This is a genomic window from Amycolatopsis thermalba (genome assembly GCF_023376025.1).
In the GTDB taxonomy this organism is placed as follows: domain Bacteria; phylum Actinomycetota; class Actinomycetes; order Mycobacteriales; family Pseudonocardiaceae; genus Amycolatopsis_E; species Amycolatopsis_E thermalba.
Genome location: NZ_CP091196.1, coordinates 2,383,442 through 2,401,954 on the forward strand (window position 1 = coordinate 2,383,442; position 18,513 = coordinate 2,401,954).

At 69.9% G+C, this 18,513-nt stretch carries 15 protein-coding genes; 6 read left to right on the plus strand and 9 right to left on the minus strand.

Features of this window, described 5'->3' with window-relative positions:
- The first annotated feature begins 104 nt into the window (after positions 1–104).
- Both L1857_RS11725 and L1857_RS11730 read left to right on the plus strand, forming a co-directional pair.
- Entirely contained in the window at positions 105–6,326 is a 6,222-nt protein-coding gene (locus L1857_RS11725; RefSeq protein WP_275895924.1) for a PA14 domain-containing protein, read from the plus strand.
- A gap of 1,294 nt (positions 6,327–7,620) precedes the next feature.
- Positions 7,621–8,031 (plus strand): GNAT family N-acetyltransferase, encoded by a 411-nt coding sequence (locus tag L1857_RS11730; protein ID WP_425266788.1) that lies wholly within the window; start codon positions 7,621–7,623, stop codon positions 8,029–8,031.
- A 16-nt stretch (positions 8,032–8,047) separates the two neighbouring features.
- Here the strand turns inward: L1857_RS11730 and L1857_RS11735 are convergent, their stop codons facing one another.
- Together L1857_RS11735 and L1857_RS11740 are read right to left on the minus strand one after the other, a co-directional pair.
- The gene (locus L1857_RS11735) at positions 8,048–9,175 is read right to left on the minus strand and encodes an FAD-dependent oxidoreductase (protein ID WP_094008826.1); all 1,128 of its coding nucleotides are present in this window, start codon (positions 9,173–9,175) and stop codon (positions 8,048–8,050) included.
- A gap of 112 nt (positions 9,176–9,287) precedes the next feature.
- Positions 9,288–9,968, minus strand: coding sequence for a TetR/AcrR family transcriptional regulator (locus tag L1857_RS11740; protein ID WP_094008769.1), 681 nt, complete (start codon positions 9,966–9,968; stop codon positions 9,288–9,290).
- A gap of 85 nt (positions 9,969–10,053) precedes the next feature.
- Here L1857_RS11740 and L1857_RS11745 point away from each other — a divergent pair, with 85 nt between their 5' ends.
- Positions 10,054–10,890 (plus strand): helix-turn-helix domain-containing protein, encoded by an 837-nt coding sequence (locus L1857_RS11745; RefSeq protein ID WP_249465068.1) that lies wholly within the window; start codon positions 10,054–10,056, stop codon positions 10,888–10,890.
- Positions 10,891–10,938: 48 nt separating this feature from the next.
- On the opposite strand, the gene L1857_RS11750 is transcribed toward L1857_RS11745, so the two are convergent.
- The 3 genes from L1857_RS11750 to L1857_RS11760 are packed head-to-tail and all read right to left on the minus strand — an operon-like array spanning position 10,939 to position 12,832.
- Positions 10,939–11,640 carry a DsbA family oxidoreductase gene (locus L1857_RS11750; RefSeq protein ID WP_094008771.1) on the minus strand — a complete coding sequence of 234 codons (702 nt, stop codon included), beginning with the start codon at positions 11,638–11,640 and terminating at the stop codon, positions 10,939–10,941.
- A complete protein-coding gene (locus tag L1857_RS11755; protein WP_346009503.1) occupies positions 11,637–12,113 on the minus strand; it encodes a TIGR03618 family F420-dependent PPOX class oxidoreductase in 477 nt (158 codons plus the stop codon). Before L1857_RS11755 ends, L1857_RS11750 begins: the two co-directional genes overlap by 4 nt.
- Positions 12,110–12,832, minus strand: coding sequence for a DsbA family oxidoreductase (locus tag L1857_RS11760; RefSeq protein WP_094008772.1), 723 nt, complete (start codon positions 12,830–12,832; stop codon positions 12,110–12,112). Before L1857_RS11760 ends, L1857_RS11755 begins: the two co-directional genes overlap by 4 nt.
- A 134-nt stretch (positions 12,833–12,966) precedes the next feature.
- Here L1857_RS11760 and L1857_RS11765 point away from each other — a divergent pair, with 134 nt between their 5' ends.
- Complete coding sequence (locus L1857_RS11765) at positions 12,967–13,575, plus strand: glycine-rich domain-containing protein (RefSeq protein WP_205413375.1); 609 nt, start codon at positions 12,967–12,969, stop codon at positions 13,573–13,575.
- On the opposite strand, the gene L1857_RS11770 is transcribed toward L1857_RS11765, so the two are convergent.
- The 4 genes from L1857_RS11770 to L1857_RS11785 all read right to left on the minus strand — a co-directional run bounded on the left by L1857_RS11770 (position 13,560) and on the right by L1857_RS11785 (position 17,864).
- Positions 13,560–14,978 carry an amino acid permease gene (locus L1857_RS11770; RefSeq protein WP_094008774.1) on the minus strand — a complete coding sequence of 473 codons (1,419 nt, stop codon included), beginning with the start codon at positions 14,976–14,978 and terminating at the stop codon, positions 13,560–13,562. The genes L1857_RS11765 and L1857_RS11770 overlap by 16 nt on opposite strands.
- A 99-nt stretch (positions 14,979–15,077) precedes the next feature.
- Positions 15,078–15,551 carry a carboxymuconolactone decarboxylase family protein gene (locus tag L1857_RS11775; RefSeq protein ID WP_116113717.1) on the minus strand — a complete coding sequence of 158 codons (474 nt, stop codon included), beginning with the start codon at positions 15,549–15,551 and terminating at the stop codon, positions 15,078–15,080.
- Positions 15,552–15,823: 272 nt separating this feature from the next.
- Entirely contained in the window at positions 15,824–16,795 is a 972-nt protein-coding gene (locus tag L1857_RS11780) for an alpha/beta fold hydrolase (protein ID WP_094008776.1), read from the minus strand.
- A 103-nt stretch (positions 16,796–16,898) separates the two neighbouring features.
- Complete coding sequence (locus L1857_RS11785) at positions 16,899–17,864, minus strand: quinone oxidoreductase family protein (RefSeq protein WP_116113723.1); 966 nt, start codon at positions 17,862–17,864, stop codon at positions 16,899–16,901.
- A gap of 44 nt (positions 17,865–17,908) precedes the next feature.
- Here L1857_RS11785 and L1857_RS11790 point away from each other — a divergent pair, with 44 nt between their 5' ends.
- Entirely contained in the window at positions 17,909–18,109 is a 201-nt protein-coding gene (locus tag L1857_RS11790) for a hypothetical protein (RefSeq protein WP_094008778.1), read from the plus strand.
- 10 nt (positions 18,110–18,119) lie between these two features.
- The gene (locus tag L1857_RS11795; protein ID WP_198958388.1) at positions 18,120–18,503 is read left to right on the plus strand and encodes a guanyl-specific ribonuclease; all 384 of its coding nucleotides are present in this window, start codon (positions 18,120–18,122) and stop codon (positions 18,501–18,503) included.
- The last annotated feature ends 10 nt before the right edge of the window (positions 18,504–18,513 follow it).

The following is an 18,513-nucleotide window of genomic DNA, read 5'->3' on the forward strand; positions in this document are numbered from 1 at the left end:
GCTGCTGCGAGGCAACGGATCTGCGTGTCGCCGTGGTGTCGTGGGCGCCGCGGTCCGGTCGGCGCGTCGAGGGGTCGTCGTGCCGCTTAGGGGAGGTACTGGCTTTGTTCTCGCTGTCCCGAAATGTCAGCAAGAATCGCTGGGTAAGATTTGTCCAGTTCATCTTGATCTGCACCCTGGTTGTGTGGGGTGTCGAAATCTCGCCGACGCCGGCGAGTGCGGCGGCGCCGACGCCGGTCGATCCGCGTGAGGTTCCGCTGGTGGCGTCGGCGCCGGCGGCTCCCGACGCCCCGGATGCTCCCTCCACGGCGAACTTCGCCGCCCAGTCACGTCACGACGGGGGAGCGGGAAGCCATTTCGACCCGCAGCGGTCCACACCGATCTCGCGGTCGATGTTCGTCACTGAGTACCTCAACCCGGACGGCACCCACTCCATCCAGCAGTCCAACCAGCCGCTGAACGTGCAGGACGAGACCGGTGCCTGGCAGCCGGTCGACACCGCGCTCTCGCGCGACGCCGCGACCCACCGTGCGGACGCGGACGACCATCCGCTGAGCCCGTCGCTGGCGACCACCGCCAGCGACCCGGCCGTGCTGCAGGTCGAGTCCGGTGGCAAGACCGCCAGCCTGGCTCTGGACCAGGCTGCGCCCGCGCAGGCGCAGGTGCAGGGCGACTCGGTCACCTATCCCGAGGTCGCGCCCGGCACGGACCTCGACTACGAGGTCACGCCCGGCGCGGTGAAGGAGACCATCAAGCTCAAGCGCCCGCCGGCCGATGGCCGCTCGTCGTGGCGGTTCAAGCTGAACACCGGCGGACTGACCCCGCGCCTGGAGCGCAACGGCGCCATCACCCTCGCCGACGAGAGCGGCACCGCGAAGATCGTGCTGCCGCCGATCGAGACCTGGGACTCGGCCGGCAACGGCGAGACCGCCCCGGCCATGACCGGCGGCACCTATCACCTCGAGCGCGCGGGCGCCGACTGGTGGCTCACCGTCGCCGTCGATCCCGCCTGGCTCAACGACCCCAAGCGCGTCTACCCGGTCTCCATCGACCCGACCTTCACCTACGGCGTCACCGAAAGCCACGCCTACCGCTCCGACGGCTACAACTGTGACGCCTGCGGTCTGCGCATCGGCAACAGCCAGGCCAACGGCGACACCTACAACCGCAGCGTCTTCCACGTCGACTACACACCGCTGTTCGGCAAGACCGTGGTCGGCGCGCGCATGGACCTCTCCCGCAACACGAGCGTCGTCGGCTCGGTGAAGACCTGGAACGCGAACCTCTACCACGCCTCCGGCTTCAACTTCAACGGCGTCGGCGGCTACATGGCCAGTGCGCTGGTGGGCGACGTCGGCAGCTTCTCCGGCGAGGGCCTGACCGGCTTCATCCGCGACCGGGTCAACGCCCGCGACGGCTCGGTGTTCTTCATGATGATCGGCGCCGAGAACGCCGGCATCTGGACCTACAAGAACCTCAACGCCACCCTCATCGTCGACACCGGAACCCCCGCCCCGGCGGCGACTCTGGTGAGCCCGGCCGACGGCACGGTCTCGACCTCGCTCACCCCCACTCTTGCGGTCAAACCGGTGACCGATCCCGACGGTGACCCGGTCACCTACTGCTTCCGCGTGGCCACCGGCGCCGACGCCAAGTCGGGCGTGGTCGTGGACTCCGGTTGCCTGTCCACCCCGACCTGGACGGTCCCGGCCGGGGTGTTGCAGGACGGCGTCGCCTACACCTGGCAGGCGATGACCTACAGCGGCAGCACCACGATCACGCCGACCTGGGTCGGCCACTTCAAGATCGACCAGCGCATCGGCGACCATGGCCCTTCGCCGACGGACGAGGCCGGGCCGGTCACCGTCAATCTTGCCAACGGCAACGTCTCCACCGCCGAGCAGACCCCGACCTTCAACACCGTCGGCGGTAATGCCGGCATCAGCTTCACCTACAACTCGCAGCAGACCGAGTCCAAAGGCCTGCGCGCCTCGTACTACGCCGACCTGTCCCACAACGGGCTGATCAACGACGCCCAGCAGCCGGTGCTGGTGCGCACCGAACCGCAGGTCAACGTCGACTGGGGCGACGCGTCGCCGTTCGCCCCGGCGCTGGCGCCGGACTGGTTCGTCGTGCGGTGGGAGGGCTACTTCCAGGCCCCGGCGAATGGGACCTACCAGTTCGCCGCCGTGCACGACGACGGCGCCGTGATCTGGCTCAACGGCAGCAAGGTCTACGACGTCACCGGCGTCAGCGACGTCAACTGGACCCAGTCCACCGGCGTGGCGATGACCGCCGGACAGCGCCTGCCGCTCAAGATCGAGCTCGCCGAGGGCGTCGGTCTCGCGAGGATGCGGCTGTTCACGCGCACCGATGACAACACCACGGTGCCGCCGCAGATCGTGCCGGCCGACTGGCTGTCCACCTCCGACCTGCCGGCTCTGCCCAAGGGCTGGACGATGTCGGCCGACCTCGACGGTGACGGCTCGAGCTACACCGAGGCCAAGGTCACCGACCAGAACATCGTGCTCACCGACGCCACCGGCGCCAAGCACACCTGGACCAAGAAGTCCACCGGCGGCTACACCCCGCCCACTGGCGAGGACGGCGTGCTGGCGCTGGACAACGCCGGCCGGGTCACCTTGAGCGACGGCGGTGACGTGTTCACCTTCCGTTCCGACGGCAAACTCGACACCCAAGCCTCCTCAATCGATTCACGCAAACCCGCTGCCCTGCAGAACATCTACGACGGCACGCCGTCCCGCCTGGTGCAGATCAAGGACCCGGTCTCCGGACGGGCGCACGTGCTGCACTACAACCGCAGCGGTGACGACTGCTACCACGGCCTCACCCCGCCGGTCGGGGCCGACGCGGTCGCGCCCTCGCAGATGCTGTGCCGGATCTCGTACTGGGACGGCACCGAAACCCTGATCTGGTACTCCAACGGCCGGCTCGCCCGGATCGAGGACCCGGGCTCGGCGGACACCGACTTCGGCTACGACGCCGACGGCCTGCTGACCTACCAGCGCTCGCCGCTGGTCAACGACTGGGTGGCCGTCGACCCGGCCACCCGGTACACCAACTTCGACGTCATGACCAAGATCGACTACGACAAGACCTCGGGCAAGCCGAAGGCGGTCAAGGTCACCGAACCGCAGCCCGCACCGGGGCAGCCGCGGCCGGAGACGTCCTACCGGTACGACCCCGCCAACCGCCAGACCTTCACCGACACCGCGGGGCTGAATCCGGCGATCGGCTTCGCCAGCAAGGTCACCTACGACGAGGCCGACCGCACCCTGTCCACCACCGACGCCGCGGGCAAGACCTCGACCCAGGAGTGGAGCGTCAAGGACCTGCCGCTGTCCACCACCGACCCGGCGGGCCGGAAGTCGACCACGGTCTACGACTACGCCGACCGGGCCACCGACTCCTACGGCCCGGCGCCCGCGTCGTGCTTCACCGGACAGCTGCCCAACGGCACCTGCGCCGGTATGTCCCACGGCCACACCGGCTACGACGAGGGCATCAACGGCCTGTCGGTGGCCTACTACGACAACGACAGCCTCTCCGCCGCGCCCAAGGTCTACACCACGGGTATTGGCAGCCCCGGCGGGCAGCTGGTGAAGAACTGGAACAACGACGCCCCGACCACGGGCATCCCCGCGGACCACTTCTCCTTGCGCGCCACCGGCGACATCGTGTTCCCCGCCGCCGGTGACTACACGCTCCGCGTGCTCGCCGACGACGGCGTGCGGGTGTGGATCGACGACCAGATCGTCATCGACGACTGGCGCAACACCACCCCCGCATGGCGCACCGGCGTCGTCCACAACGACGTCCCTGGCGCAGCCAAGCGGATCCGGGTCGACTACTACGAGTACGACCTGACCGCGCAACTCGAGCTGCACTGGACCACCCCGTCCGGCGTGCAGGAGGCCGTGCCGGGCACCCAGCTCAAGCCGCGCTACGGCCTGACCACCTCCACCACCGCCAGCGAGTCCGACGGCGTCCAGGACAAGGTCGGCACCACCCGCTTCGACGAAAACGGTCTCGACCCGGTCTACGGGCTGGCGTCGTCCGGCCAGGGCAACCCGGGCGGCCTCAAGATCGCCGGGTCGGTCAGCTACGAGGCACCGGGCACTGGCTATCTGCGCAAGACCAGCAAGACGATGGCCACCGGCGCCAAGACCGCCTACACCTACTACGGCGACACCGAGACCCGGGCCAACCCCTGCGTCGCGGGCAGCCCCGCGGTCAACCAGGGCGGCATGCCCAAGCTGACCACCTCCACCACCCCGGCATCCGGTCCCGCCCGGGTCGACGAGCAGGTCTACGACGCCTCCGGGCGGGTGATCGCCGAAGCCACCGGCGGCGCCTGGACCTGCACCACCTACGACGTCCGCGACCGGCCGCTGGAAGAGCGCGTCCCCGCCTCGGCCGACGCCCCCGCACGCACGGTGACGCACAACTACGCCGTCGGCGGCGACCCGCTCACCACGTCGGTGTCGGACGACAAGGGCACCATCACCACGACCGTGGACCTGCTCGGCCGCGATGTCGCCTACACCGACGCCAACGGCGTGCGCACCACGACCACCTACGACCAGGTCGGGCGCGCCACCTCGAGCACCATCACACCGCCGAACGCGGCCGACGCGCCCAGGACGTTGTCGTTCACCTACGACGACGCCGGACGGGTGCTCACCCAGAAGCTGGACAGCGCCACCGTAGCCACGGTCACCTACGACAACGCTGGCGAACTGGCCACCGTCGCCTATGGCAACGGCACCTCACTCGCCACGGTGACGAAGGACTACGCCGCCCGGCTCACCAGCCTGGGCTGGAAGACCAGCGACGGAAAGGACATCGTCAGCCAGGTCGGCCGCACCTCAGCCGGCACGATCATCGACGAATCCCTCGTCGGCGTGGATGCCAGACCGAATGCACCCAACTACATCTACGACGGCGTCGGACGCCTGACTGAGGCCTACGTCGCCGGGCACCACTACACCTACGACTACACCTCGACCGCCTCGGCGACCTGCCCGACGGGCACCCAGGCCAACGCCGGCCTCAACACCAACCGCATGCGGCTGCTCGACCAAACCGCATCCGGCACCGCCGAGACCCGCTACTGCTACGACGCCGCCGACCGGCTCCTGGCCACCGAAGGCGCCACCGCGCTGACCAAGGTCGCCTACGACGCCGACGGCAACACCACCAGCTGGACCGCCGCGGACGGCACCGTCACCACGCTGAAGTGGGACGGCTCCGACCGCAACATCAGCGCCCGAATGGTGAGCCCTAACCTCGCACTGAACGCTGACGTCGTCTACACCCGTGACGCGGCCAACCGAATCATCCGCCGCGACCCGCTCAACTGTGACAACAACACCGTCACGCGCTACGGCTACACGGGTGACAGCGATACTGCCGACCTCACCCTGGACGGCGACAACCGGCTGACCTCGCTCACTCTCACTCTGCCGGGCGGCGTGCTGTTCACCAGCAAGGTCAGCAATGGTGGGGCCTTCACGCCGACGTACGACCACCCGACCATCCGTGGCGACCTGGTCCTGACCACCGACGCGGCCGGTCACCAGGTCGGCGACTTGCGTACCTACGACCCCTACGGCCAGCCGTTGACGGCTGCCGGGGCCGTCGACCCGCAGAACGTGCCGGACAACTCACCCGGCTCGATGGACTACGGCTGGCTCGGCGAGCACGAACGCCCGTACGAGCACGCTCAGGGGCTTGCCATTGTCCAGATGGGTGCTCGCCCGTACAGCCCGCAGCTCGGCCGATTCCTGTCCATCGATCCGCAGGAAGGTGGTTCGGCTAACGATTACGACTACGTCACTGGCGACCCCATCAACAAGACGGACCTCGACGGCTTGTGGTGGTCCTGGCTCAGCTCCGCCGCGAAGGCGGTAGGAAACTTCGCTCGCGCTCACGCTCACCAAATCGTGTCGTTCGCCGTTCCAATCGTGGCGACCGTCGGAGCGGCGGCCGTCTGTGCTGGCACCGCAGGTTTTGGTTGTGTCGCCATCGCGGGAGCAGTCATCGGTGCTGCCGCCAGCGGCGCAGGCCACGCCGCAGTCGCGCAACTACGACACGAACCCATCACGCGCCGCCGGGTGATTGGCTGGATGGCCAAGGGCGCTCTCTCCGGATTCCGGGGCGCTGTGGGGGCGCGGGCTGGTCTATCATTCGGGGCACTAGGGAAGCGGTTCGTGCGCTCCAGAGGGAACATGCGAGCAGTCGCACGCCATATTCGCGTTTCCCGAGCCCTACTGCGCACGCGACACAATTGGAGGATCCGCTGAAACGGATCAGCCGCGAACACCTTCGCGACATCGTCCTCGTCGTCGCGACCTGCTGGCTCGTGCCCTTCGGAGTAGCCCTTCCCTTCGTGTTGCACAATCCGATCTTCGCTGTGATCTTCGCGACCATCGGGTGCGCAGTTCTGCTTGGCCTCGGGCTGGTGGTCAAGATGTGGGACCGGATACGCGGTAGGAAATAGGCAACGTGGTTGTAGTGGCGGCCGTTGTCTGGCTCAGGTGCAGACGACGGCCGCCACGCGTGTCGATCGGGAACCTTTCTCCACGCTGGACAGCCTCGTGTGCAGCAACGTGCTAGTAGGAGCTTAAGTCCCGTCCAACTGCGCACCGCAGATTGAGATGCCCGAGCTGCTGTCGCGCTGGTTGTCGGCTGATACGTGTCAGGGCCCGCTAGCCACCAAGCGGAGATGTTCTCGGCGCGGTCGACTTGCCTTCGCTGATCCTTCGCCGCCTCCCCGACTGACCGTCTTTGCAAGCCCGAAGACGTGCCGGTTGAACTCGTCGTACCGTTGCGGCCCCGTTCGGGGCTAGTACAGCCTCTCGATGGGGAGCAGTTCAACCAGTCACCTCGGGGTGTAGCTGGACCCAATCGTCAGCTGCGTCCCGGTTCATGCTGCCTGCCCCTGGGGCAAAGCTGGGGCATGGCCCCGCTTACAGCCGCGTTCATCGGTATCGAACGTCACTGAACTGCCCCAGACTGCCCCAGTTGACCTGCGGTTTCTCCAAAGTCGCAGGTCAGGCGGGTTAGTGCACCACACTGGCAGTGTGGGGGTCGTGTGAGTGTGTATGACCTCAACTGGCGGCCGACGAGGAGTGAACCTTGGAGCGCCGTGCCTACTCGCGTTGTCGTGGCGGCGGGTTGGGCTGGGACCGTTGCGGCTGTCCCATGTGGGCAATTGGTGGGGTGCCGAGGCTTGCTGAGTAGCTCCGCGGTCCTGGTTCTGCCCCCTGATCACCGAGGGTCACGTTGCCGGCGAGGCCTATCGAGCATCTTCTTCGGTTAATTGGGTGAGGTGGTTGTGGTGTTCGATGCCCAGACGGGGAGCACCGTGGGGAGCAAGATGGGAGCAGGACCGCGCGCTGAACCGTCCGGAACGAGGCCCAACAGCCCTGAACGCTCCGCGCTGACCTGCAGGAGTCGTGTTTTTGCAGGTCAGCGCGGTATCGCGGACATAGTTCACACCGAAGAGGTCACTGGTTCGATCCCAGTATCGCCCACTCACACGGCCTGCCGGCGGAGTCGCCGGCAGGCCGTTGGTTTCGGGGGAGATGCTGCGGAGTGAGCGAACAGATCTCGTGCGTCTGGCGGGACACCATCACCGACGACGAGATGGTCGACCTCGTCCGGTCGCACGGCGGCAACTCCGTTCCCGGCTGGTGGAGCCAGGTCCGGCAGCACAGCCTCGGCTGGGTGGGTGCCCGTGACGCTGACGGGGTCCTGGTCGGCTTCGTGAACGTGGCGTGGGACGGTGGCGACCACGCCTTCCTGATCGACACGAAGACTCGCGGCTCGCACCAGCACCGCGGGATCGGCACCGCGGTCGTCCGCCTGGCGGCGGAGCAGGCACGGGCGGCGGGCTGCGAGTGGCTGCACGTCGACTTCCGGCCGGAGCTGCGCCGCTTCTACTTCGACGCCTGCGGCTTCCGCCCCACCGACGCCGGGCTGATCCACCTGGCCGCGGAAGGCTGACCCGGGCGGGACGGGGTCACCGCGCGGTGAAGAACGCGATCATCTCCTCCAGTCCGCGCCCGCCGAACAGGGTTTCCAGGCTGGCGGCCGATTCGGCGGCGATGGCCGCGCTGCGCGGGAACAGCGCCTCCTCGTAGGCGGTCAGCGCCTTCTCGGCGTCACCGCGGTCGGCGGCGATCGCCAGCGCCAGTTCGGCGCCGTCCAGCATGGCTTGGTTCGCGCCCTCCCCGGCGAACGGCGACATCAGGTGGGCGGCGTCGCCGAGCAGGGTCACGCCCGGGACGCGGTCCCAGCGGTGCCCGACCGGCAGCGCGTGGATGCGGCGCGGCGCGATGGTGTCCGCGTCGGCGATCAGGCCGCGCAGGCCCTCGTCCCAGCCGTCGAACCGGGACAGCACCGCGGCCTTGGCCGCCGCGGGATCGGTGAAGTCGATGGTGTCCAGCCAGTCCTCGCCGGCCTTGACCGCGGCGTAGACGTGCAGGCTGCCGTCGGTCTCGCGGTGGGCGAGGAAACCCCGCTCGTCGCCGAGCCCGAGGAACAGCCCGCCGCCGACGACGGCGGCGCTGCGCGGGTGACGGCTGTCGGCGTCCAGCAGGTCGGTCTCCACGAACGAGATGCCGGTGTAGGCGGGCTCGGCGGCCGAGACCAGGGGCCGGATCCGCGACCAGGCCCCGTCGGCGCCGATGAGGAGATCGGTGGTGGTGGCGGAGCCGTCGGCGAAGGTCACTTCATGGCGTCCGCCGTCCAGCGCGCGGGCCGCGGTGACCTTGCGGCCCCAGTGGACCGTGCCGTCCGGCAGTGAGCCGAGGAGCAGGTCACGCAGGTCGCCGCGGTCCACCTCGGGCCGCGCGCCGGTGCCGTCGTCCGGGTGGGACACGTGGACGGTGCCGTCCGGGCCGGCCAGGCGCAGGGCCTGGCCACCCTCGTGGATGATCTTGCGGAACTCGTCGTGGAGGCCCGCCGCCCGCAGCGCGTCCTGCCCGCTCTCCTCGTGGATGTCGAGCATTCCGCCCTGGGTGCGTGCCCTCGCTGACGTCTCCAGTTCGAACACGGCTGCCTCGATGCCGTGGACGTGCAGGACCCTGGCGGCGGTGAGACCGCCCAGACCTGCACCGATGATCGCGATGGGGTGGTGGCTGCTCACGGCCTTCTCCAATGCCTCGGGTGCGGCGACACGTCCAGCGTAGCGAACATGTTCGTCACGAACGAGTTCGGCAAAGGTGAAGCGTGGCGAGGGAGGCGGCGGCGCGAGGCCGCTACGGGAGCGGGGTGTGCGTGATCCCGTTGATCAGCACGTGGAAACCCCAGGTCAGACGGTCTTCCGCACCGGTGAGCAGCTCGGGCAGGTGCGCCTTGATCGCCGGGTGGGTGCTCTCGTCCACTTCGTGCACGGCCCGGCTGAGCGCATGCCAGTCGCGCTCGGCGTTCGGGTCCTGCTCCTGCGTCGCGTGCTCCGCGGCGGTGGCTGTGGCGTACTGGAGCAGGTTGTCGACTCCCCAGGCGACCTGCTGCCGGGGCGCGCCGCTGCGGGCGAGGAGTTGCAGGACGCGCTCGAGGAGGGCGAGGTAGTTCGGGCCGTTCGGGCGGGCCACGAGAGCCGAGCGGGCGAGCTGCGGGTGCTCGAACAGGACGAGGGTGTAGGAGGTGAGCACGGCGACGAGCTGGTCCCGCCAGCCGGGCCCGGCGGTCTCGGCGGCCAGGTCGACCTGGCCGAGCTGCGCGTCGAGCACGGCCGCGTGCAGTTCGGCGGTGTTGGCGACGTAGACGTACAGCGAGGCCGGGCCGGTGTCCAGCTCCTTCGCCAGGCGGCGCATGGTCACCTTCTCCAGCCCCTCGGAGCGCATGATCCGCACCGCGGTGTCGATGATCCAGCGCCGGCTGAGCGCGGGTTTGGCGGGACGATCACGACGGCTGACCGGTTCCGGGCTGGTGGACATCCGGCGATGGTAACGAACGTGTTCGTGCCCGACTGGGGATGACAGGACCAGGCACGGTCCCCGCCCGGCGGCTTACCGTGGGAACGTGGCCGACGATCGGAACCTGCTGGGCGACTACCTCCGCGCCCGCCGCGAACTCGTCACCCCCGAACAGGCCGGGCTCCCCGTCCACGGCGTGCGCCGGGTGCCCGGCCTGCGCCGCGAGGAGGTCGCGATGCTGGCCGGCATCAGCGCCGACTACTACCTGCGCCTCGAACAGGGCCGCGACCGCAAACCGTCGGTGCAGGTCCTCGAATCGATCGCCCGGGCGCTCCAGCTCGACGACGAGATGACCGCCTACCTGGTCGGGCTCGCCGCCGACCGGCCCCGGCGCAAGCGGCGGCCGCGGCAGGAGGTCGTGCCGCCCAGCATCGTCCAGCTCCTCGGGACGCTCCCGCTGCCGGCGTTCGTGGAGGGGCGCTACCTGGACGTCCTCGCCGCCAACGCCCTGGCCACGGCGCTCTCGCCGCGCCTCACCCCGGGCGCCAACCGGCTGCGTGACGTGTTCCTCGACCCGGGCGAGCGCGACCTCTTCCCCGACTGGGAGGCCGCCACCGAAGCGCTGATCGCGGGCTTCCGCCAGTCGGTCGGCACCGACATCGACGACCCCCGCTTCGTCGAGCTGGTCGGTGAGCTGTCCCTCGCCAGCCCCCGCTTCCGGCAGCTCTGGGCGCGGCACGACGTGCAGCCGCGGCAGGGCGCGATGATGCGCTTCGACCACCCGCAGGTCGGCCGTCTTGTGCTGTACCGGGAAAAGCTCGAGGTCACCACCGGCACCGAGGGGATGATGCTCGTGGTGTACCACGCCGACGCCGGGAGCAGCGACGCCGAGAAGCTCGCGTTGCTCGCCTCCGCCGCCCTGCCCGCCCGGTCGGCTTCCTGATCGATACGAAGACTCGCGGCTCGCGCCCTCCCGGCCCGGGCCCCGGCGTTACCCGGCGGCCTTCTTCAGCAGGGTTTCGGTCCAGTCGGGGTCGTGCTCGTCCACGACCGGGAAGCCGGACGCCCACGGGCCTTCCCAGTGCACGGTGATGCCCGGGTTGTGCACACCGGTACCGTCCGGCGTGAACAGGTGCGGACTGCCGGTCACCTCGTCGGTGCACGCGATGGCGTAGTCGGTCATCACGTCCGCGCGGTGCCGGCCGGAGTCGAGCGCCTCGGTCAGCGCGTCGACGTCGACCGTGCCGGTCTCGGCGGCGACCTCCAGGATGACGGTGCGATGGCCGATGGTGCGGTTGTCCACCCAGAACGCCCGTCGCAGCGCGCGGTCCAGGTCCTCGGCCGGCCCCAGCCCCTGCGCCTTGGCCGCGGCCACCGCCTCGTTGGCGAGCAGCACGGTGTTCGGGTACAGCCAGTCCGCCGCGGTCCACAGGCGGAACCCGGCCGCCGGCTCGATCGTGCCGAGACCCACGGCCTCGCTGTCGGTACCCGGCCTCGGGTGCGGACCGTTGAACAGTTCCAGTGGGAACGCGTGGTGGTCGATCCGGACCTGGTCCTGCAGCCCCAGCCGCTCGCGGGCCACCCGGAGGCGGTGCAGGGCCACGTGCGCGAACGGGCAGAGCAGGTCCGACCAGACCTGGATGGTGCCCGCGGCGGCCGCGGGACGGTGGACGGTGGACGGTGCGTTGGTCATTCCGGTTCCTCGTGCTCGGTTCCAGGTGGGTTGGTGGTGAAGCGTTCCGGCCGCAGGAGCACCGCGGTGCGGCGGTCCTCGGCCATCGCGCGGTCGTATTCGTCCAGGTCCGGGTGCACCCCGCCGGCGGCGATGTAGATGTCGCGGAGCAGCAGGCGCGGGTCCGGCAGGCCGGGCAGATCGTCGTCGGGGCCGGCCAGTTCCACCGGGCCGGACACCGACACCCACTCCCAGCCGGACCGGAACACCAGCGTCGCGTGTGGACGCTCGCGCAGGTTGGCGAGCTTCGCGGTGCGGCCGCGGGACACGAACGCGACCACGGTCTCGCCGGTCACCGGGTGCGGCAGGATTCCCGCGTTCACCACGGAGACGCCGGGCCGCCCGTCGGCCCGGGCGGTCACGAGCACGGCGAGCCAGCGCTCCGGCCGGGCGAGTTCGGCCACCATCCGGAGGCCGTCGGCGGTGGTGATCACGCCAGGCTCGCCGCCTTCTCCAGCAGCGTCCGGTAGATGTCCGGCTCGTCGGAGTCGATCACCGGGAAGCCGACGCCGAAGTCACCGTTCACCCAGCGCGCCGAGACACCGGGATTGGCCGCGTTGGTGCCGTCGGCCAGGAACAGGTGGGGGCTGCACACGACCCGGTCGTCGCGCGCCGACTCGAACTGCTCGATGACCGCCGCGCGCGCCTCGCCCCGGTCGAGCCGTCCGGCCAGGTCCGGCACGTCGACCACACCGGTCTCGGCCGCCACGTCCAGGATCACGTTGCGCAGAGAGATGCACCGGCTCTGCGCCCAGAACGCCTTCCGCAGCGCGCGGTCGAGCTGCTCCGAAACGTGCAGGCCCTGGTGCTTCGCGGCCTGCACGGCCTCCAGCGCCGGAAGCATGGTCACCGGGTACCGCCAGTCCTTCTCCTGCCACAGCTGCCACCCGGCGTCCGGCTCCAGCGCACCGAGCACGGCGACCTCCGAGTCGACCCCGGGCCGCTCGTTGACCCCGAGGTTGAACAGTTCGAGCGGGAAGGCCCGGTGGTCGAAGCGCACCCGGCCGGTCAGACCGAGCCGGTCCCGCGTCTCGTGCAGCCGGTGCACGGCGACGTGGGCGAACGAGCAGTTCAGGTCCGAATAGACCACGATCACGTCCGGTGAGGTGGGCAATCGCGGATCGCCGGGCGGGACGTCGACCGAGGGGATCATCGTGTGCTCCTTCCGTTCTGCCGCAGCGTACCTCAAATACGTGCGTGCGCACACATGTATTTTACCGACAGACGAGCTCACCCCATCGGCTGAAAGAAGTGCGCGACCGCGCTGGAGAGCGCACCCTTTCGGGCATGGCGTTCGGAAAAGCCGTTGCCGTGGCGGCTGTCCTGATCACGGCTGCCGCGCCGGTGGCCGGGGCCGAACCCCTGCACGGGGAGCAGGCCTTTACCGTGAGCGGCACGTTCACCGCGCCCGCGGGAGTCACCTCGGTGTTCGTCGCCCTGTGGGGCGCGGGCGGTGGGGGCGCGAAACCGCCCGTGGGCACCCCCGAAGCGCCGGACGCGCCGCCGTCACCGGAAGCGCCACCGCCGGGTACCGCGGGTGGTGGCGGGGGAGCGGCGTGGTGCTCCGTCGCGGTCACCCCCGCCACCGAGTACACCGTGACCGTCGGCGTGGGCGGGCTTCCCGGGGCGCCGGGCAGCGACTCCAGCCTGGGCGTCGCCGGCAGCCCCGCGCTCGTCGTGGCCCGTGGTGGCGCGCCCGGGACCGCCGAGGCGCCCGGCCGGGGAGGCACCGCCGACTGCGGCACCTCGCCCGGCCTCGCCGCGCCCGGCAGCGACGCCACCGCGGAGCGGCCCGGCGCGGCGGGGGTGATCCCGAGCGCGCCGCCGGGCGGGATCGGCGCCGGTGGCGCCGCCGGCATGCCCGGGGCGCCCGGGTACGTCTACCTCTGGTGGTGATCCGCCAGCTTCGAATGCCGCCGGCTGTAGGCGAAGTACACCACCAGCCCGATGGCGAACCAGATCGCGAACCGCAGCCACGTCTCCGGGTGCAGGAACGTGATCAGCCAGATCGAGAACGCCACCCCGATCGCCGGCACCACCGGCACCCATGGGCAGCGGAACGTGCGCGGCAGGTCCGGACGGCGGTACCGCAGCACCACGACCGCCACGCACACCACCACGAACGCCAGCAGGATCCCGATGTTGGTCAGCTCCGCGGCTTCCCCGATCGGCAGCAGCCCGGCGATCACCGCCGCCGCCACGCCGAGGACCCACGTCATCCGGCTCGGCACCTTCTTCACCGGGTGCGTGCCGGAGAACCACTTCGGCAGCAGCCCGTCGCGGCTCATCGCGAACCCGACGCGCGTCGCGCCCAGCAGGAACGTGAACAACACGGTCAGGATGCCGAGGATCGCGCCGACCGCGATCACCCCGCCGAGCCAGCGCAGCCCCACCGACTCGAACGCGCTGGAGAACGCGGCTTCCGAGTCGATGTCGGTGTAGGGCACCATCCCGGTCAGCACCAGGCACGCCAGCACGTACAGCACCATCGAGATCCCGAGCGAGTACAGGATCGCCTTCGGCATGTGCTTCTGGGAGTCGCGCGACTCCTCGGCCGCGGTGGACATGGCGTCGTAGCCGAACACCGCGAAGAACACCGTCGCCGCGCCGGTGAACGCGCCGCCGACGCCGAACGGGAAGAAGTCCGACCAGTTGCCGGTGTTGATGTGGAACGCGCCGACCACGACCACCAGCACCACGAGCGCGACCTTGAGGTACACCAGCAGGGTTTCGAACCGCGCGGCCGAGCGCATGCCCTGGTTCAGCACGAACGCGATCAGCAGGCACAGCAGCACCGCGAACAGGTTCACCTTGTACGAACCGGCGGCCACGCCCTCCGGCTCGGTGCCCGGCGCGCCGGACATCCACAGTGGCAGGTGGATGTCCAGGAAACCCAGCAGGTCGTTGAAGTAGCCGGAGATACCGATCGCGACCACGGCGACGATCGCGGTGTACTCCAGCAGCAGGTCCCATCCGATGAGCCAGCCGACCAGCTCACCGAGCACCGCGTAACCGTAGGTGTAGGCCGATCCGGCGCGCGGGATCAGCCCGGCGAACTCGGCGTAGGAGAACGCCGCCGCCGCGCTGGCGATCCCGGCCACCAGGAACGAAATCAGCACGGCCGGTCCGGCCGTCTGGTTCGCCACCGCGCCCGCGAGCGAAAAGATGCCCGCGCCGATGATCCCGCCCACGCCGATCGCGGTCAGCTGCCACAGGCCCAGGGTCTTCTGGAGCCCGCCGCCCTCCACGGCCTCGATCTGTTCCACGGGTTTGCGCCGGAACAGCTCGTGTACGGCCACCGCACTCCCCAATCACTCGTCCGGGTAATGACCGGATCACGGTACTAGGGAGGAGCCCGCCCCGGGACCCTGCGAAAGGTCCCGGGGCTGTTCGCCGGGTCAGGCGAACTGGCCGGGCCGGTAGTCGCCGGCCGGGTTGCGGATGATGACGTTGATGCGGTTCCACGTGTTGATGAGCGCGATGGCGGCGACCAGCGCGGCGAGCTGCTCCTCGTCGTAGTGCTTGGCCACGTTGGCCCACACCTCGTCGCTGACCCCACCGGCCGTGTCGGCGATGCGGGTGCCCTCTTCGGTCAGCTCCAGGGCGGCGCGCTCGGCCTCGGTGAACACGGTGGCTTCGCGCCAGGCCGCCACCAGGTTGAGTCGCGTCGGCTCCTCGCCGGCCGCCACCGCGTCCTTGAAGTGCATGTCGGTGCAGTAGCCGCACCCGTTGATCTGGCTGGCGCGCAGTGTGAGCAGTGCCTGCGTGGTCGCGGGCAGTGTGGACTCGGCGAGCACCTTGCCCGCCCCGAAGAGGTGCTTGACGAACTTGCCGGCGGTCGGGTTGGTGAAGAGGTTGATCCGAGCGTCCACGATGAACTCCTGTTCCGGTTGGGGTTTCTACTTCCCTGACGGAACAGCCCGACGAGATGTGACAGCCGGCCGGCGGCTCTGACGAAGATTGCGATGGTTGGTTGGGATGCTGCTGGTCGTGCCGCGGTGTCGGTGGTTTCCACCATCGCCCGCGCCTATCAGCACGCCACGAACATCGGCCGCTCCCGTGGCGACTGGACCACACCGGGCCAGGCCGGGGATTCACCGATGTCCCAACCCATCACTTGGACCAACGCATTGTCAGACACGCCCTAGCCCGCGGCGGCTTTCTGCGTGAGCGCGGCCGCGCGGCGGCGCGACTTCTTGTGCACCGCGCCGGCCCGGAAGTAGCTCAGCAGCTCGGCGATCGCGACCGGGTCGTCCAGCTGCGGGCAGTGCCCCCACTCCTCGCGCAGCATCAGCCGGCTGTGCGGCACCAGTGCGTGCAGCCGGCGGCCCGCGGCGGCGCTCACCAGCCGGTCCTTGCCGCACGCGACCACCAGCAGCGGGACCTTGATCGACTCCAGTCCGTCGTAGGCCTCGGCCAGCTCGGCGACCAGCTGGCGGGCCTGGTCCAGACGAGTGGTCGTCGAGCGGAAGTCCGGGAACAGCCCGGTGAACCGCGAGACGTGGGCGATGTCGGCGGCCGCGCGGTCGGCGTAGAGCAGCCGCGGCACCACGAACCCGGCGATGGTCCGCACCACGAACCCGGGCACCGGCAACGGCAGCGACGCCGCCAGCCGCAACGGCAGCGGGTACTTCCCGACGGTCCGGACCAGCCAGGAGTCGACGAACCCGGGCGCGGCGATGGACACCACCCCGGCGATCGGCAGCTCGTCGCGGCAGGCCGCGCGCAGGCTCATCGTCCCGCCGAGCGAGTTGCCGCCCAGCACGACCTTGCCGCGGTCGGAGTAGAACCGCACGACCTCGGCGACGAACGCGTCCAGCTGGGCGAGCATCGCGCCGGAGCGCAGGGGATCGGCTTCACCGAAGCCGGGCAGATCGACCGCGACCGCGGGGACGCCGGCGGCGGCCAGCTCGGTCAGCGCCGGGCGCCAGGTGTCGGCACTGTCGCAGTAGCCGTGCAGCAGGACGAGTCTTCCGGTGCCCCGCTTGGGTTTGGGACCCACTTCCAGCACCCTGGTGCGCACGCCGGCGAAACTCCGGTGGCCGGCCCGGATGTCCTCCGGGCCGGCGAGCCGTGAGCCCGGCGCCGCCTCGATTTCCCGCTGCACTGCGGTCATGTACCCAGATTAGCGAGGAAATCTCGGGTTCCGCTCAGTAGACGTGGGTCACAAACCGGTATCGGCAGCGTGTCAACAAGGCGTCTGCGCAGGTCGGAGCGATTCAGCGGGTGAAAACGATCTTCCCCCCGGTCGCACCCTCCTGCATCAGCCGGAAGCCCTCGGCGGCCTCCGACATCGGCAGCTCCTTCCCGATCTGCGGCCTGATGCCGGTCAGGTCGAGGTAGCGGAGCATGTCCTCCAGCTCGTCGCGGGTGCCCATGGTGGACCCGACGACCCGCAGCTGCAGGAAGAACACCCGCTGCAGGTCCGCGCTCGGGTCCGGCCCGCTGGTCGAGCCGGACACCACGACGATCCCGCCCGGCTTCAGGGACTTCAGCGAGTGGCCCCAGGTCGCCTTGCCGACGGTCTCGAACACGCCGTCCACCCGCTCGGGCAGCCGCGCGCCGGTCTCGAACGTCTGGTGCGCCCCGAGCTGCTCGGCCAGCGCCCGCTTCTCCTCGGACCGGCCGGTCACCCACACCCGCAGACCCGCGGCCCGGCCGAGCTGGATCAGCGCGGTCGACACGCCACCGGAGGCGCCCTGCACGAGCATCGTCTGCCCGGGACGCAGGCCCGACTTCACGAACAGCATCCGGTACGCGGTCAGCCACGCGGTGCCCATCGTGGCGGCCTCGGCGAACGACAACCCGGCCGGCTTCGGCACCGCGTTGCGGGCCGGGACGATCACGTAGTCGGCGAAGGTGCCCTGGTGCTTCTCGGTGAGCAGCGTGCGCTTCGGGTCGAGGGTGTCGTCACCCTGCCAGCCCGGCGCGTTGACCACGGAGTGCAGGACGACCTCGGTGCCGTCCTCCAGCACGCCGGCCCCGTCGCAGCCGAGGATCATCGGGAACTGGTCCGGCTTGATCCCGACCCCGCGCAGGGTCCAGATGTCGTGCATGTTGAGGCTGGCGGCCTTGACGGCGACCTTCACCCAGCCGGATGGCACCTCGGGGTCCGGCCGCTCGCCGACGGTCAGCGCGTCGAGCGGGTTTTCCGGGTTCGGTTCACGAGCGTAGACGGCGAACATGCCTGCAACGTACCTCGCCGGGGGCGCTGGCGTACCCTGGTCAGGTGTTCGACGGCCTGGCCACCTGGTGGGACAACGTGGAGCTGTGGCTCGCGCAGCTGTGGTTCCCGTTGCAGTTCCTGCTGGTCATCGCGGTGCTGGCGCCGCTGTGCGTCGGGGTGGCGTGGCTGATCGACCGGATCGTCGACCGGGTGGCCGCGTGGTTGCGGCCGGGCCGCGACGAGGACGTTTCGAGCCGGTCCTAAGGTGTCGCTGGTGTCAAGCAGGAGGCGGATCACCGTCGCGCTCGTCGGGCTCATCGTGCTCGTGTTCGGTGGGTGGATCGTGCGCGAAACCACCACGTCGACCGAGCCCGTGGCCGGGCTGACCGCGTTGTCCAGCCTGCCCCCGGAAGCCGGCCAGACGTGGCGCCTCATCCAGGCGGGCGGGCCGTTCCCGTACCGCAGTGACGGGACCGTGTTCGAGAACCGGGAAAAGCGGCTCCCCGCCAGGGAGAGCGGTTACTACCACGAATACACGGTGCCCACGCCCGGGAGCCCCGACCGCGGGGCCCGGCGGCTGATCACCGGGGCGCAGACCGAGCTGTACTACACCGGTGATCACTACGCTTCCTTCGTCCAGGTCGACCCGTCGAAGTAGCGAGAACCCC